The sequence below is a fragment of the Aeromonas sp. s4 genome, assembly GCF_040907855.1.
Lineage (GTDB): Bacteria > Pseudomonadota > Gammaproteobacteria > Enterobacterales > Aeromonadaceae > Aeromonas > Aeromonas caviae.
Map to the genome: position 1 here is coordinate 1 of NZ_JBFOCP010000017.1, position 14,482 is coordinate 14,482.

A 14,482-nucleotide genomic window follows, 5' to 3' on the forward strand; every position below is an offset into this window, starting at 1 on the left:
TGAGAGGATTCGAACCTCCGACCCTCTACACCCCATGCAGATGCGCTACCTGGCTGCGCTACACACCGACGGAGTCAGCTCGGCTGACGGGGAGGAAGTCTAATCGGATGATTTGGCGGGCGCAACTCCTTTTTTATCAGGGAGATGCCGACTGCTTCTTTATTGTTCAGCCAAGATGCAACTTGGGCCCTGGCCGGAGTTTTGGCATAATCGCCGCCCCCTTAGGCGGACACAGGGTGGCGAACACCCAACTCGGGGCGTTCCGATGTCGCCGGGGCCTTTGGCCTCTCTTTCATTGACAGCATCTTCTGCCGTGGGCTACCGGCTACCGGTCAGCGCGAGGGGGAAGGGGCCCGGTGTGCCCAGGGCCGGGACGCAGCAATCCGGGAGTGCGCGGCCGATGCCGTGCAGGGGCCAGGCAAGCCGACATCATATCGACGAGAGGATCAGGGCGTGAAACCATCTGAAGTTGCAGCACAGATCAGCCAGCGCGAGCAGGACGAACGCTGGATGCGCCATGCCATGGCCCTGGCCGCCAGGGCGGAGGGGATAGGCGAGATCCCGGTAGGCGCCGTGCTGGTGCTGGGGGACAAGATAGTGGCAGAGGGGTGGAATCGCTCCATCAGCGAGCACGACGCCTGCGCCCATGCCGAGGTGATGGCGCTTCGGGAAGCGGGCAAGCAGCTTGAAAACTATCGCCTGCTCGACACCACCCTCTATGTGACGCTGGAGCCCTGCTGCATGTGTGCCGGCGCCCTCATCCACAGCCGGGTCAAGCGGGTGGTCTATGGTGCCCGGGATTTGAAGACGGGGGCGGCAGGGTCTGTGTTCGACATCCTGCTGGATCCTCGCCACAACCACCAGGTGGCACTGACGGGGGAGGTGCTCGCCGACGCCTGCTCGGCCCAGCTGTCGGATTTCTTCAAACGGCGCCGCGCCGAGAAGAAGGCGGCCAGACTCGCCGCGAAAGAGGCGCTTCCTCAAGATGACTGCGGGGCCTGATGGCCCCGTTTGCTTTTATTTCACTGCCAGACCGGCGGCCTGCTTCCCACCGAATATCAACTGCCACCCCTGCGATGAAGCCCGCGCTCTTTGCCGCTGTTGATGTAACAAAACTGTCATGCATCCGCCATATAATGCCGCCAAGCCTAGCTCACATTGAGGTCTTGCATGTCATCGGAATCGTTAAATCTGGTCATGGCGGGCAGTCGAAAACGCCGGATCAAGGATAAATTGGCCAAATATGGCGTCACCACAGGGGGAGCCCTGGTGCTGGTGGCGCTGTTGCTTATCTTCTTCTACCTGCTTTATGTGGTGAAGCCCATCTTCAATGGCGCCAGCATGGAGAGCACCGCTTCCTTCACCCTGCCCATCAAGGGCAAGACCGCCTGGCTCGGGGTCGAGGAGCAAAACGAGATAGGTTACCGCTTCAGCGACCTGGGGAAGGTCAAGTTCTTTGCCGTGCAACCGGATGGCAAGATCAAGACCGGACAGGTGATTGGCGAGGCGCAGGTGAACGGCGAGATCACGGCGGTCGCGCCGCCTGCGCCGGGCCAGAAACTCATCGCCTATGGGTTTGCCGACGGCAAGGCCCAGGTGGTGCAACCCTATTTCAAGATCTCCTATCCCAATGACGTGCGCGTCATCGAGCCCAGCCTGCAATATCCCTTCGGCGAGACTCCCGTGGTGATCGATCCCCAGGGCAAGGCGCTGACGCGCATGGTCTTCGAGGCGACCAAGGACAAGATGGCGACCGCGGCCGTGACCGAAGATGGTCGTGGTGTGCTGATGGTGATGAGCGGCGAGGAGAATTTCCTCTCCGGCGAAATCGAGTGGAGCAACCAGACCTACACCATTCCGTCCCTGCCACGCCATGTTGACCAGATGCTGCTGACCCCGAACCTGCGCCTGTTGTTCGTGCGCGAGGGTAACCGCCTGTCGGTCTATGACATCCACAACCTGAGCGACATTTCCCTGCGCAATGTCATGGAGATCAACGCCCCCAATGCCAGCGTGACCCAGGTGGCCCTGCTCTCCGGTGCGTCCTCCCTGCTGGTGGGCAACGACAACGGCGTCATCTCCCAGTGGTTCGAGGTGGCAAAGGATGGCAAGCGCCAGTTCACCCAGATCCGTGACTTCAAGAGTGACGCGCCGGTCGCCCTGCTGACCCCCGAGCACTTTCGCAAGGGCTTCATCAGCGCAGGCAGCGACGGCACCATCAACTTCTTCCATGCCACCGGCGAAGCCAAGCTGCTTGGCGAGAAGGTTGACGGGGGCAACCTGGCTGCCGTTGCCATCTCTCCTCGCCACAACCTGCTGTTGACCCAGCAGGGGGATGACTTCAAGGTCTTTGACGTCGAGAACGATCACCCCGAGGTAACCTGGTCTGCCCTCTGGCAACAGGTGTGGTATGAAGGCTATCCCGAGCCCCAGTACGTGTGGCAGTCCACCTCCGCCAGCAACGACTTCGAAGCCAAGCTGAGCCTGGTGCCCCTGGTGTTCGGTACCTTGAAAGCCTCCTTCTATGCCATGGTGTTCGCGGTGCCCCTGGGTGTCGCCGGCGCCATCTATACCGCCTACTTCATGTCGGCGGGGCTGCGCAAATACGTCAAGCCGACGGTGGAGATCATGGCGGCGTTGCCGACCGTCATCCTCGGCTTCCTGGCGGGTCTGTGGCTCGCTCCCATCATCGAAGGGGCCCTGCCCGGGGTGATCCTGCTGCTGATCCTGCTGCCCATGGGTATGCTGCTCACCGCCCTGGTGTGGAACTATCTGCCGGAGCGCGGCCGCACCTGGCTGCCGGAAGGCTGGCACGCCATTCTGCTTATCCCTGTGCTGCTGTTCATCGGATGGGGCGCCTTCGCCTTGAGTCCCATCATCGAGAACGCCTTCATGCACGGTGATTCGCGCATCTGGCTGACCCACGACATGGGCATCAAGTTTGACCAGCGCAACTCACTGGTGGTCGGTATCGCCATGGGCTTTGCGGTCATCCCCACCATCTTCTCCATCGCCGAAGACGCGGTCTTCTCGGTGCCCAAGCACCTGACCCAGGGCTCGCTTGCGCTGGGGGCGACCCCGTGGCAGACCCTGAGCCGGGTGGTGATCCTCACCGCGAGCCCAGGCATCTTCTCGGCGGTGATGATGGGCCTTGGCCGCGCCGTGGGCGAGACCATGATCGTGCTGATGGCCACCGGCAACACCCCCATCATGGACTTTTCCATGTTCCAGGGGCTGCGGACCCTGGCGGCGAACATCGCGGTGGAGATGCCGGAATCGGAAGTGGGCAGCTCCCACTACCGGGTGCTCTTCCTCGCCGCCTTCGTGCTGTTTGTGTTCACCTTCTTGTTCAATACCCTGGCCGAATTCGTCCGCCAGCGGTTGCGTGAAAAGTACAGCTCTCTGTAAGGACTAAGGAATCGACAATGGGTAAGTGGTTTAAATCGGGGGCCCCCTGGATCTGGATGACGGGGGGCGCCGTCAGCCTGAGTCTGGTGGCCGTACTGGGTCTGTTGTTGCTGATTGGCTGGCGTGGTCTGGTCTATTTCTGGCCCCATCCCATCTATGAGTGGCAACTTGAAGATGCAAGCGGCAACAAGAGCGTCCTGATTGGCGAGATTAACGACCGGGAGCTGGTGCCGGTGGAGCGCCTGCGCGCCGCAGGCCAGGCGCTGGAAGGGGAGGATCGCGAAGAGATTACCCGTTATCTGGTCAAGACCGGCAACCGGGAGTTCGTGGACCTCGATTTTCGCTGGGTGCTGGAGACCGATATCAAATCGCGCACCCAGCCGGCGGAGCTCGCCATGGTGGAACGCGCCACCAACGGCAACTTCTATGGTTACATCACCTCGGTGAAGGAAGATGGCCAGGAGCTGACCACGGATCTGCATCCCGCCTTGCAGCGGGTGTTGGCCCGTGCCAACGGCCTCTCAAGCCAAGCCAACGACCTGCAAAAAGGGGCCATCGGCAGCATCAACTATCAGCTGGAGCGCCTGCGCCTGAAAGAGCGCAAGGCCGAGCTGGATGACAAGCTGACCGATCAGCTTAAAGCCGAGCTGGCGAGCGAGCGTCAGGCCCTCAACGACCGTTACCAGGTGCTGGAGAAAGAGCTCTTCTCCCTGCGTACCCAGGCGGACAGAGACAGCATCACCGTCAAGGACATGCGCGGCGAGCTGGTGACCATGCCGATGTCCCGGGTGCTGGATGTGGTCTGGCCCAACGACATGAGCCTGATGGCCAAGGTGGGTCACTGGTTCCACCAGATTGGCAAGTTCGTCTCCGATGACCCTCGGGAGGCGAACACCGAGGGTGGCGTCTTCCCGGCCATCTTCGGCACCGTCTTCATGGTGATCCTGATGGCCATCATCGTGACCCCGCTCGGGGTGGTGGCGGCGGTCTACCTGCACGAGTACGCGGGCAAGAACAGCCTGACCAAGATCATCCGCATCGCGGTGATCAACCTGGCGGGGGTACCCTCCATCGTCTACGGCGTGTTTGGTCTGGGCTTCTTCGTCTACACCCTGGGGGGCAGCATCGACCGCCTCTTCTACCCGGAAGCGCTGCCGAGCCCGACCTTCGGCTCCCCTGGTGTCATCTGGTCGGCGCTGACCCTGGCCATCCTGACCCTGCCGGTGGTGATCGTCTCCACCGAAGAGGGGCTGGCCCGGATCCCGAGCACCATTCGCCAGGGTTCGCTGGCGCTGGGTGCCACCCAGGCCGAGACCCTGTGGCGCATCGTGCTGCCCATGGCCAGCCCGGCCATCATGACCGGCCTTATCCTGGCCATCGCCCGTGCGGCGGGCGAGGTGGCGCCGCTGATGCTGGTGGGGGTGGTGAAGCTTGCTCCCACGTTGCCGATGGACGGCAACTTCCCGTACCTGCACGTGGAGCGCAAGTTCATGCACCTGGGCTTCCACATCTATGACGTGGGCTTCCAGAGCCCGAACGTCGAGGCGGCGCGTCCTCTGGTCTACGCCACCTCCTTCCTGCTGGTGACGGTGATCGTCGGCCTCAACCTGACGGCGATCGGTATTCGTAACCACCTGCGCGAGAAATTCCGGTCGCTGGAACATTAATCCAGCCATTACAGAGACGGGCAGGGGTCTTCCCTGCCAACCAGATATTCCGGCAGCGGGCAAGACGTTTGCCCGCTGCCACCAAGAGAATTTGAGGTAAACAGATGATCAACGTAACACCGAGTTCGGCCCCGCACACCGCCACCGACCTGCTCAACCTGACCCCGGAGCAGACTGCGCTGGAGGTGAAGGATCTCAACCTGTACTACGGCAACAAGCAGGCGCTGTTCAACGTCAACATGAAGATCCCCAAGGGTCAGGTCACCGCCTTTATCGGCCCGTCCGGTTGCGGCAAGTCCACTTTGCTGCGCTGCATCAACCGGATGAACGATCTGGTGGAGATCTGCCGCATCGAGGGGGAGATCCAGCTGCACGGCCACAACATCTATGACAAGAGCGTGGATGTCTCCGCCCTTCGCCGTCAGGTGGGCATGGTGTTCCAGCGCCCCAACCCCTTCCCCAAGTCCATCTACGAGAACGTGGTCTACGGCCTGCGCCTGCAGGGCATCAATGACCGCCGTACCCTGGACGAGGCCGCCGAGCGTTCCCTGCGCGGTGCCGCCCTGTGGGAGGAGGTGAAGGATCGTCTGCATGACAACGCCTTCGGTCTCTCCGGCGGTCAGCAGCAGCGTCTGGTGATTGCCCGTGCCATTGCCATCGAGCCGGAAGTGCTGCTGCTCGATGAACCGACCTCGGCGCTGGACCCCATCTCCACCCTCACCATCGAGGAGCTCATCAACGAGCTCAAGAGCCAGTTCACCGTGGTGATCGTGACCCACAACATGCAGCAGGCGGCGCGGGTCTCGGATCAGACCGCGTTCATGTACATGGGGGAACTCATCGAGTACTCGAATACCAACACTATCTTCACCACCCCGGCCAAGAAGAAGACCGAAGACTACATTACCGGTCGTTACGGCTAAGGGATGCCGGTGATTGAGATGAGCAAGATGAGCAAGATGGGCATCAACAAACAGATTGGCAGTCAGTTCAACGGCTAAGGCATAATCGGAGCAACAAGGATTACTGGTATGGACAATATGAACCTCAACAAACACATCTCCGGTCAGTTCAATGCCGAGCTTGAGAGCGTGCGCAACCAGGTACTGGTGATGGGGGGGCTGGTGGAGAAGCAACTCACTGACGCCATCGCCGCCATCCATGGCCAGGATCTGGATGCGGCGCGCAAGATCGTGGCCAACGACCACAAGGTCAACGCCATGGAAGTGGCGATCGACGAGGAGTGCACCCGCATCATCGCCAAGCGTCAGCCCACCGCGTCCGACCTGCGGCTGGTGATGGCCATCATCAAGACCATCACGGATCTGGAGCGGATTGGCGACGTGGCGGACAAGATTGCCCGCATGCTGACCGACAACGCCAACAAACCCCAGCCACCGCTGGTGTCGCTGGAGAACATGGGGCGTCGCACCATCAAGATGCTCCACGACGTGCTCGACGCTTTCGCCCGCATGGATCTGGATGCCGCCCTGGCGGTCTACAAGGAAGATGACAAGGTGGACCGGGAGTACGAGTCCATCATCCGCGAGCTGATGACCTACATGATGGAAGATCCGCGCACCATCCCCCAGGTGCTGAACGTCTTGTGGGCGGCACGGGCCATCGAGCGGGTCGGCGATCGCTGCCAGCACATCTGCGAGTACATCGTCTACTACGTCAAGGGCAAGGATGTGCGCCACACCAAGGCCGATGACCTGAGCGATCTGCTGGGCAAGGGCTGATAGGGCGCCTTGGGTGGAGCTCCCGTCGCGGCTGCACGACGGGAATCCAACTCTGATTGAATAAAAAGGCGCTTTGAGCGCCTTTTTCATTGCATGGCACGGCAGTTCAAGATAACGCCACCCAGCGGGCGCTTTTCTGCTAGAATATGGCCCCTGTGTGAGTCCCGGATGGAGTCACGGTCCGGTTTCCCGGGCCCAGTTTGCCGTCTTGTGCTAAGGCGGCTGTAGCAATAGGTTAATCATGAGTTTTGCCGATAGTTTGTTCTTTCTGATGCTGCTGGTCGCCGGCAGCGTGTTCTTCTCACTCTCCGAGATCTCCCTTGCCGCCTCCCGCAAGATCAAGTTGCAGGTGATGGCCGACGAGGGCAACCGCCACGCCGAGAAGGTGCTGGCATTGCAGGCCCAACCGGGCAACTTCTTTACCGTGGTGCAGATAGGCCTCAATACCGTCGCCATCCTCGGCGGTATCCTGGGGGAATCCGCCCTCAATCCCGCCATCAGGGAGCTGATTGCCGGCTTCTACCAGGGGCCCTGGCTCGGCCAGATTAGCTCCGCGGCCTCGTTCGTCTTCGTCACTGGCATGTTCATCCTGATAGCGGACCTGATGCCCAAGCGCCTTGCCATGACCATGCCCGAGCGGATCGCCGTGGTGGTGGTGCGTCCCATGATGCTGTGCGTCACCTTGCTGATGCCGTTGGTGTGGCTGTTCAACGGCATGGCCAACGGCCTGTTCCGGCTGATGCGCATCTCCATGGTGCGCAACGACGAGATCACCTCCGACGATATTTATGCGGTGATGGATGCAGGTGCCGAAGCCGGTGTCATCCAGCGCGAGGAGCACCAGCTCATCGAGAACGTGTTCGAGCTCCAGTCTCTGGGTGTCACTTCCGCCATGACTGCGCGCGAGAGCCTCATCTACTTCACCCTGCAAGAGGGGGAGGAGAGCATCAAGGCGAAGATCGCCGAGCACCCCCACAACAAGTTCCTGGTGTGCGACCACAACCTCGACAGCATCAAGGGGTTCGTGGATGCCAAGGAGCTGCTGATCCGCGTCATCAGCGGCCAGAGCATCGATCTCAACAGCGGCTCCCTGGTGCAGAACGTCATCATCATTCCCGACACCCTCAACCTCTACGAGGCAATGGAGTACTTCAAGAACCATCGCGGCGATTTTGCGGTGGTGATGAACGAATACGCCCTGGTGGTGGGCATCGTCACCATGAATGACCTGATGAGCACCGTCATGGGGGAGTGGGCCACCCACGTGGTGGAAGAGCAGATCGTCCAGCGGGACGAGAACTCCTGGCTGGTGGACGGGGTGACCCCCATCTCCGACGTGATGCGCGCCTTCGACATCGAGGAGTTCCCGGAAAACCAGAACTACGAGACCATCGCCGGTTTCATCATGTACATGCTGCGCAAGATCCCCAAGCGCACCGACTCGGTCAAATATGCCGGTTACAAGTTCGAAGTGGTGGACATCGACAGTTACAAGATTGACCAGTTGCTGGTCACCCGGGTAGAACCTGCGAGCAATGAGAAGCCCGCTCAGGAATCCTAAAGGAGTTCGTTAGCAATCATGAAGATGAAGACTCATTCCCGTGCGCTGGCCTGTGTGGCGCTCGCCCTGGCACTGGGTGCCTGCAGCCAGAGCGCACCGCGCAAGCCGGTTACGCCTGCCAAACCCGTTACCCCCGAGCCTGCCGTGGTGGTCCCACAGCAGGATCCCGATGCGGTGGTGCAAAGCGCCGTGGCAGAGCCCAGCCCGGTGTTCGACGAGGAGTATCACGGCCCGGATCAAGGGTCGCTTGAATCGGTCACCGCCCTGTTTGCCCGGGGTTACATCGAATCCGCCATGCGCGAGACCATGCTGGCGGCGGTGCACAGCGACTATCCGCTGCTCGGCATGCGGGACGTGCGTCTCACTGACCCTGTTGCCAAGTTCCTCACCTCGGCCCAGGCACGCACCACGGCCCACGACTACCTCTATGCCGGGGTGCAGCGTCGGCTGGGCCGCCCCCTCAGCCCCGCCCAGTGGGAGCAGATCTGGCAGGGCTATCCCCATCAGGGCCGGGTCTCCGACTGGGTCAAGCAGACCAAGCGGGTGCTGGCCGGGCGCTGAGCCCCCTGGTTATCGGCGGCTGTGCCCGCCTTGATCCCCTGTTTCACAAGAGGCCACCCCCCGGGGTGGCCTCTTGTCGTTTCAGTGCCTGGCCAGGTGATGCCTGTGCCGGGGAGACTTCCCTTTGCCGCTATCATCCTGAGCTTGCCCGGATTTGTTCGTAGCCCCCGATTGCCTCTTGTTCTACTTTGGGTCATGATATTTGGGATTTCTAGCCGTCTAGATGTTTTGATGGCTTGATGTGGTTTCACACAATAAACACCCGTCATGGCGGGGAGACGCAGAGAGACAGAGATGGACAAGCAGGATTTGTGGGTACTCGATGGCGGTATGGGCCGTGAACTGGCGCGGCGTGGTGCGCCGTTCCGTCAACCGGAGTGGTCGGCGCTGGCGTTGATGGAAGCGCCCGAGACGGTGCGCGAGGTACACCAGGCCTATGCGACGAGCGGTGCCCGGGTGATCACCACCAACAGCTATGCCCTGGTGCCCTTCCATATCGGCGAGGCGCGCTTTGCCGCCCAAGGGGAGGCACTTGCGGCTCTGGCCGGGCAACTGGCCCGAGACGTGGCCGACGAACAGGGGGGAGCCGTCAAGGTGGCCGGCTCATTGCCGCCGCTCTTTGGCTCCTATCGTGCGGACCTCTATCAAGCCGAGCGGGTGAGCGAGCTGGCGACACCGCTTATCCGGGCCCTGTCACCCCATGTGGATCTCTGGCTGGCGGAGACCATGAGCCTCATCGCCGAGCCCCTGGCCCTCAAGGCCCTGTTGCCACAGGACGGCAAGCCGTTCTGGGTCTCCTTTACTCTGGAAGACGAGGCGCCGGGCAGCGAGCCCACCCTGCGCTCCGGCGAGCGGGTGGCGGATGCCGTGACCGCGTTGGCGTCGGCCGGGGTGGATGCCATCCTGTTCAACTGCTGCCAGCCCGAGGTGATTGAAGGGGCGCTCAAGGTGGCCGTCGCCGCGTTGCAGGTTCAGGGGCGCACCGACGTTCGCCTCGGCGCCTATGCCAACGCCTTCCCGCCCCAGCCCAAGGAGGCGACTGCCAATGACGGTCTGGACGAGATCCGTGGCGATCTGGGGCCGCTGGATTACCTCGGCTGGGCTGAGCGCTGGCGCAGAGCCGGGGCAAACCTCATCGGCGGCTGCTGCGGCATCGGCCCGGAACACATCGAGGCGCTGGCCAGCCGGCTGCGTTAAGGAGCGCCCATGAAAGAGAGCAAGATCGGGCTCTGGTCCCTCACTGCGCTGGTGTTCAGCTCCATGGTGGGGGCCGGCATCTTCAGCCTGCCCCAGAACATGGCCGATGTGGCGGGCGCCCGCGCCGTGCTGATCGGCTGGGCCGTCACCGGGGTCGGCATACTGGCGCTGGCCATGAGCTTCCTCTACCTGTCGCGGCTCAAACCCGAGCTCGACGGCGGCATCTACAGCTATGCCCGGGCCGGCTTTGGCGAGCTGGTGGGGTTCTTCTCCGCCTGGGGATACTGGCTCTGTGCCACCATCGGCGTGGTGGGTTATCTGGTGATCGCCTTCGCGGCGCTGGGCAGCTTCGTCGATACGCCGGAGCGGGTCTGGTTTGGCGAGGGCAACACCCTGGCGGCCTTCATCGGCGAGTCCTGCATCCTCTGGGCGGTGCACCTGCTGGTGGCCCGCGGCGTGCAGCAGGCGGCCCTGTTCAATCTGGTGGCGACCCTGGCCAAGAGCCTGCCGCTGCTGCTGTTCATCCTGTTCGCCTGCTACTGGTTCGATCCGGTCACCTTTGCGGCGGATCAGGAGGGCAGCACCCTGGCGGTACCGGTCTCCGAGCAGGTGCGCAACACCATGCTCATCACCCTCTGGGTCTTCACCGGCATCGAAGGGGCAGCAGTGCTCTCGGCCCGGGCGAGAAACAAGCGGGACGTGGGCACCGCCACCGTGCTCGGTGTGGTGCTGGCGCTGCTGCTCTATGTGCTCATCTCGGTGCTGGCGCTCGGAATATTGAGCCGCCCGGAGCTTGCGGCCCTGCCCAACCCCTCCATGGCGGGACTGATGGCCCAGATGACGGGTTCCTGGGGCAAGCTGCTCATCAGCGCCGGCCTCATCGTGTCGGTGCTCGCCTCCTACGTGAGCTGGACCCTCTTCTCGGCCGAGGTGCCGTTCAGCGCGGCGCGTCACGGGGCCTTCCCGGCCATCTTCCGGCGCGAGAACCGCAACGGCACCCCCATCGCCTCGCTCTGGCTCACCAGCCTGACCGTGCAGGGCTGCTTGCTGCTGGTGTGGCTGCTTGGCAAGGGGTACACCAACCTGCTGCTCATCTCCACCTCCATGATCCTGGTGCCCTACCTGCTCATCGGCCTCTTCTTGCTCAAGCTGGTCTTCAGTGGCAAGGGGGGGCAGGGCCGCGGCCTGATGCGGGTGGTGGCGCTGATGTCGAGCGGTTATGGTTTCTGGCTGCTCTACGCCGCCGGGGTGGAGTACCTGCTGCTGTCGCTTCTGCTCTACGGGCCGGGTCTGCTGCTGTTTCTCTACAGCCGTCGCCAGCTCGGCGCCGAACAGCGGCTCAGCGGGCGCGAACGGCTGCTGGCCGGGGTGACGCTGCTGAGCTTGATCCCCGCCGTCTGGTCCTTCGTTCACGTCTGACCCGGGGGGGGTCCCTGTCATGAAAAAGAGCGCCCCTGGGCGCTCTTTTTTTATCCTGGTCGGTGGGTCAACCGCTGGTGGGGCCCGCCGGTTTGCCAAACAGCACGGCGAGCTTTTGCCGCCAGGGGAGGCCACGGGCCTCTTGCAGCATGTCGCGCCACTCGTGGAAGGTGAGGGTGAGCGGGTTGAAGCTGTGGATTGGCTTGGTGATGCCGAAACGGCACGGCTCGCCCAAGTCTTCTTCCACGAAGGTGCCAAACAGCCGATCCCAGATGATGAGCACGCCGGCGAAGTTGCGATCGATGTATCTGGCGTTGCTGGCGTGGTGCACCCTGTGGTGGGAGGGGGTGTTGAAGATCCATTCAAGTTTGCCCAGCTTGCCCACCACCTGGGTGTGGACGAAGAACTGAAAACCCAGGCTCAAGAGCACGGTGGCCACCACCGCCTCGGGGGGGAAGCCGATGAGGATCATGGGGATCCAAAACAGCCACATGCCGGAGACCGGATACATCAGGCTCTGGCGAAAGGCGGTGGAGAGGTTGAGCCGCTCCGAGCTGTGGTGCACCACGTGGGAGGCCCAGAGCCAGCGCACATGGTGGCTCGCGAAGTGGAACAGCCAGTAGCAGAGATCCTGCAACAGAAAGAGCAGCAAAAGGCTCCAGAGGTTCAGTTCGATATCGAATAGTCGCCAGCCCCAGAGGGTGTCATAGAGATAGGCGATGGCAATGGCTGCCAGGGCATCGCCCCCCTGATGCATCAGTGCCAGGGTGGCATTGGCGAAGAGATCCTTCCACTGGTAGCCCGCCGTGGGATAGGCGGTGCCGTGTTTTCGCAGGTAGAGCATCTCCCAGCCGATGAAGACCAGAAAGAGAGGCGAGAGGTAGAGCAGGAGCAGTTGCACATCCATGTGAGCCATCCGGTTGGACCAGTTGGATGTCAGCATACCGGATGAATTTAAAATTTCATTAACATCCTTGCTCGTTGGCGTGGTGACAACCCGATGGCAAAAGGCTGCGGCAAGCAATGCGCCAGGGAGATGATCTGGGGGGAAGGCAAGCATAGAAGAGGGAGCCATGGGCTCCCTCTTCGTGTTGGTGCATCGCGGGTTATAGCACCTGGCTCAGGAACTGGCGCAGGCGCGGGGAGGGTGGATTGTCGAAGAAGTCGGCGGGTTTCTCGTCCACCAGCAGCTCGCCGCTCTCCATGAAGAGCACCCTGTCCGCCACTTCCCGGGCAAAGCCCATCTCGTGAGTCACCACCACCATGGTCATCCCTTCGCGGGCCAACCCCTTCATGACGTCCAGCACCTCTCCCACCATTTCTGGGTCGAGGGCGCTGGTGGGCTCGTCAAACAGCATGATGCGCGGCTGCATGGCGAGCGCCCGGGCGATGGCCACCCGCTGCTGCTGGCCGCCGGAGAGCTGGGAGGGGTAGCTCTGGGCCTTGTTGGAGAGACCGACCTTGAGCAGCAGGGCCTTGGCCCGCTCCTCAGCCTCCTGGCGAGAGAGCCCTCTCACCTTCTGGGGGGCCAGGGTGATGTTGTCCAGCACCGTCAGGTGAGGGAAGAGATTGAAGGACTGGAACACCATGCCCACCTCTTCCCGCAGCTTGTTGACATCCCCGGGTTCGGTGAGGCTGATGCCGTCGACCACGATATTGCCATCGTTGATGGTCTCCAGCTGGTTGAGGGTGCGCAGGAAGGTGGACTTGCCCGAGCCGCTCGGCCCCACGATCACCACCACTTCCCCTTCGGCCACCTGGGTGCTGACGTTTTTCAGGGCGTGCACCTCGGTGCCGTAGAACTTCTCTACACCGCTCGCCTTGATGATGGGATCAGTTGCTGCGCGCATAGTTCACCTCCAGACGACGCACCGGTAAGGGGCAGGGAGTGCCGGTGATGGCAGAACGTTTCGACACCGATGGCGCCTTGATAACGGGATCAGTTGCTGCGCGCATATTTCACCTCCAGACGACGCACCAGGAAGGAGAGAGTGCCGGTCAGCACCAGATAGAGCAGGGCCACGGTGAACCACACCTCGAACGGGCTGAAGGTGGAGCTGACCACTTCGCGCCCCGCCTTGGTGAGATCCGTGATGGAGATGACGGAGACCAGAGAGGAGTCCTTGATGAGGTTGATGAACTGACCCGCGAGCGGTGGCAGCACCCGTTTGAAGGCCTGGGGCAGGATGACGTAGCGCATGGTCTGGGCCGAGGTCATGCCAAGGCTTCTGCCCGCTTCCATCTGCCCCTTGTGAATGGAGCTGATGCCGGCGCGCACGATTTCCGCGACGTAGGCGCCGGTGAAGACCGCGAGCGCCGCCACACCAGCGGTGAATCGGTCGAGGTTCAGCACGGTGCCGATAAAGAAATAGACGATGAAGATCTGCACCAGCAACGGGGTGCCACGGATGAGTTCCACATAGGTCACGGCCAGGTTGCGCAGGGCCGGATTGGGGGAGAGGCGGGCGAGCCCGGCCAGGGTGCCAAGCAGGATGGCGAAAATGCCCGCCACCAGGGAGAGCTTGACCGTGACCCAGACGCCCCAGGCGATGGGGCCGGCGGTCCAGCTCAGTTGCACATCCAGGGTATCGCCGAGGAAGACGGTATCCCCTTCAGCCAGCTGGGAGCCCTTGGGTGCGATGGCCTGACGGCGGCTGGGGTCGAGATCGTCTTGCAGGAAGAGCTGTCCCTTGTCCGCGACCACGGTGCCGTCAAACTCGGCATAGTGTTTCTGTTCTGCCTGATAGGCGATGTACTGGGGAATGCGTTCCCAGCGCCAGGTGTAATCCACTGCCTGCACGGCCTTGTAGATGCCGAAAATGGCGGCCAGCACCAGCAGCAGGAAGATCCCGTGCCAGAGCAGCTGATTGGGCTGTTTTTCCATCTGTCTTGTGAGTTTGGGGTTGATCACTGTCACAACCTCTTTT

General features: G+C 62.1%; 13 protein-coding genes. 9 read left to right on the forward strand and 4 right to left on the reverse strand.

Going from position 1 to position 14,482, the window contains the following annotated elements:
* The first annotated feature begins 453 nt into the window (after positions 1-453).
* From tadA to AB5Y89_RS03580, 9 genes are all read left to right on the forward strand, one after another.
* Entirely contained in the window at positions 454-1,002 is a 549-nt protein-coding gene (tadA, locus tag AB5Y89_RS03540) for a tRNA adenosine(34) deaminase TadA (protein ID WP_336582413.1), read from the forward strand.
* 168 nt (positions 1,003-1,170) lie between these two features.
* On the forward strand, positions 1,171-3,408 hold the full coding sequence (locus tag AB5Y89_RS03545) for an ABC transporter permease subunit (protein ID WP_045524162.1): 2,238 nt from the start codon (positions 1,171-1,173) through the stop codon (positions 3,406-3,408).
* A gap of 17 nt (positions 3,409-3,425) precedes the next feature.
* On the forward strand, positions 3,426-5,075 hold the full coding sequence (pstA, locus tag AB5Y89_RS03550; RefSeq protein WP_042017560.1) for a phosphate ABC transporter permease PstA: 1,650 nt from the start codon (positions 3,426-3,428) through the stop codon (positions 5,073-5,075).
* Between the two features lie 104 nt (positions 5,076-5,179).
* The gene (pstB, locus tag AB5Y89_RS03555) at positions 5,180-5,998 is read left to right on the forward strand and encodes a phosphate ABC transporter ATP-binding protein PstB (protein WP_010675264.1); all 819 of its coding nucleotides are present in this window, start codon (positions 5,180-5,182) and stop codon (positions 5,996-5,998) included.
* Positions 5,999-6,106: 108 nt separating this feature from the next.
* Positions 6,107-6,817, forward strand: a complete 711-nt coding sequence (gene phoU, locus AB5Y89_RS03560; RefSeq protein WP_029314752.1) for a phosphate signaling complex protein PhoU — start codon at positions 6,107-6,109, stop codon at positions 6,815-6,817.
* Between the two features lie 241 nt (positions 6,818-7,058).
* The gene (locus tag AB5Y89_RS03565) at positions 7,059-8,378 is read left to right on the forward strand and encodes a hemolysin family protein (RefSeq protein ID WP_041213150.1); all 1,320 of its coding nucleotides are present in this window, start codon (positions 7,059-7,061) and stop codon (positions 8,376-8,378) included.
* 18 nt (positions 8,379-8,396) lie between these two features.
* On the forward strand, positions 8,397-8,939 hold the full coding sequence (locus AB5Y89_RS03570) for a hypothetical protein (RefSeq protein WP_010675261.1): 543 nt from the start codon (positions 8,397-8,399) through the stop codon (positions 8,937-8,939).
* Positions 8,940-9,233: 294 nt separating this feature from the next.
* Complete coding sequence (locus AB5Y89_RS03575; protein ID WP_042879565.1) at positions 9,234-10,136, forward strand: homocysteine S-methyltransferase family protein; 903 nt, start codon at positions 9,234-9,236, stop codon at positions 10,134-10,136.
* 9 nt (positions 10,137-10,145) lie between these two features.
* The gene (locus AB5Y89_RS03580; RefSeq protein WP_324028801.1) at positions 10,146-11,555 is read left to right on the forward strand and encodes a basic amino acid/polyamine antiporter; all 1,410 of its coding nucleotides are present in this window, start codon (positions 10,146-10,148) and stop codon (positions 11,553-11,555) included.
* 67 nt (positions 11,556-11,622) lie between these two features.
* Here AB5Y89_RS03580 and AB5Y89_RS03585 read toward each other — a convergent pair whose 3' ends face one another.
* The 4 genes from AB5Y89_RS03585 to AB5Y89_RS03600 form a co-directional block, all read right to left on the reverse strand.
* Positions 11,623-12,462: a sterol desaturase family protein gene (locus tag AB5Y89_RS03585; RefSeq protein WP_029314750.1), complete on the reverse strand. Its 840-nt coding sequence runs from the start codon at positions 12,460-12,462 to the stop codon at positions 11,623-11,625.
* Between the two features lie 199 nt (positions 12,463-12,661).
* A complete protein-coding gene (locus tag AB5Y89_RS03590; protein ID WP_041213147.1) occupies positions 12,662-13,405 on the reverse strand; it encodes an amino acid ABC transporter ATP-binding protein in 744 nt (247 codons plus the stop codon).
* Positions 13,389-13,511, reverse strand: coding sequence for a hypothetical protein (locus tag AB5Y89_RS03595; RefSeq protein WP_268841653.1), 123 nt, complete (start codon positions 13,509-13,511; stop codon positions 13,389-13,391). Before AB5Y89_RS03595 ends, AB5Y89_RS03590 begins: the two co-directional genes overlap by 17 nt.
* Positions 13,495-14,439 (reverse strand): amino acid ABC transporter permease, encoded by a 945-nt coding sequence (locus tag AB5Y89_RS03600; RefSeq protein ID WP_041201654.1) that lies wholly within the window; start codon positions 14,437-14,439, stop codon positions 13,495-13,497. The genes AB5Y89_RS03595 and AB5Y89_RS03600 overlap by 17 nt, the downstream gene beginning before the upstream one ends.
* Between the last annotated feature and the right edge of the window lie 43 nt (positions 14,440-14,482).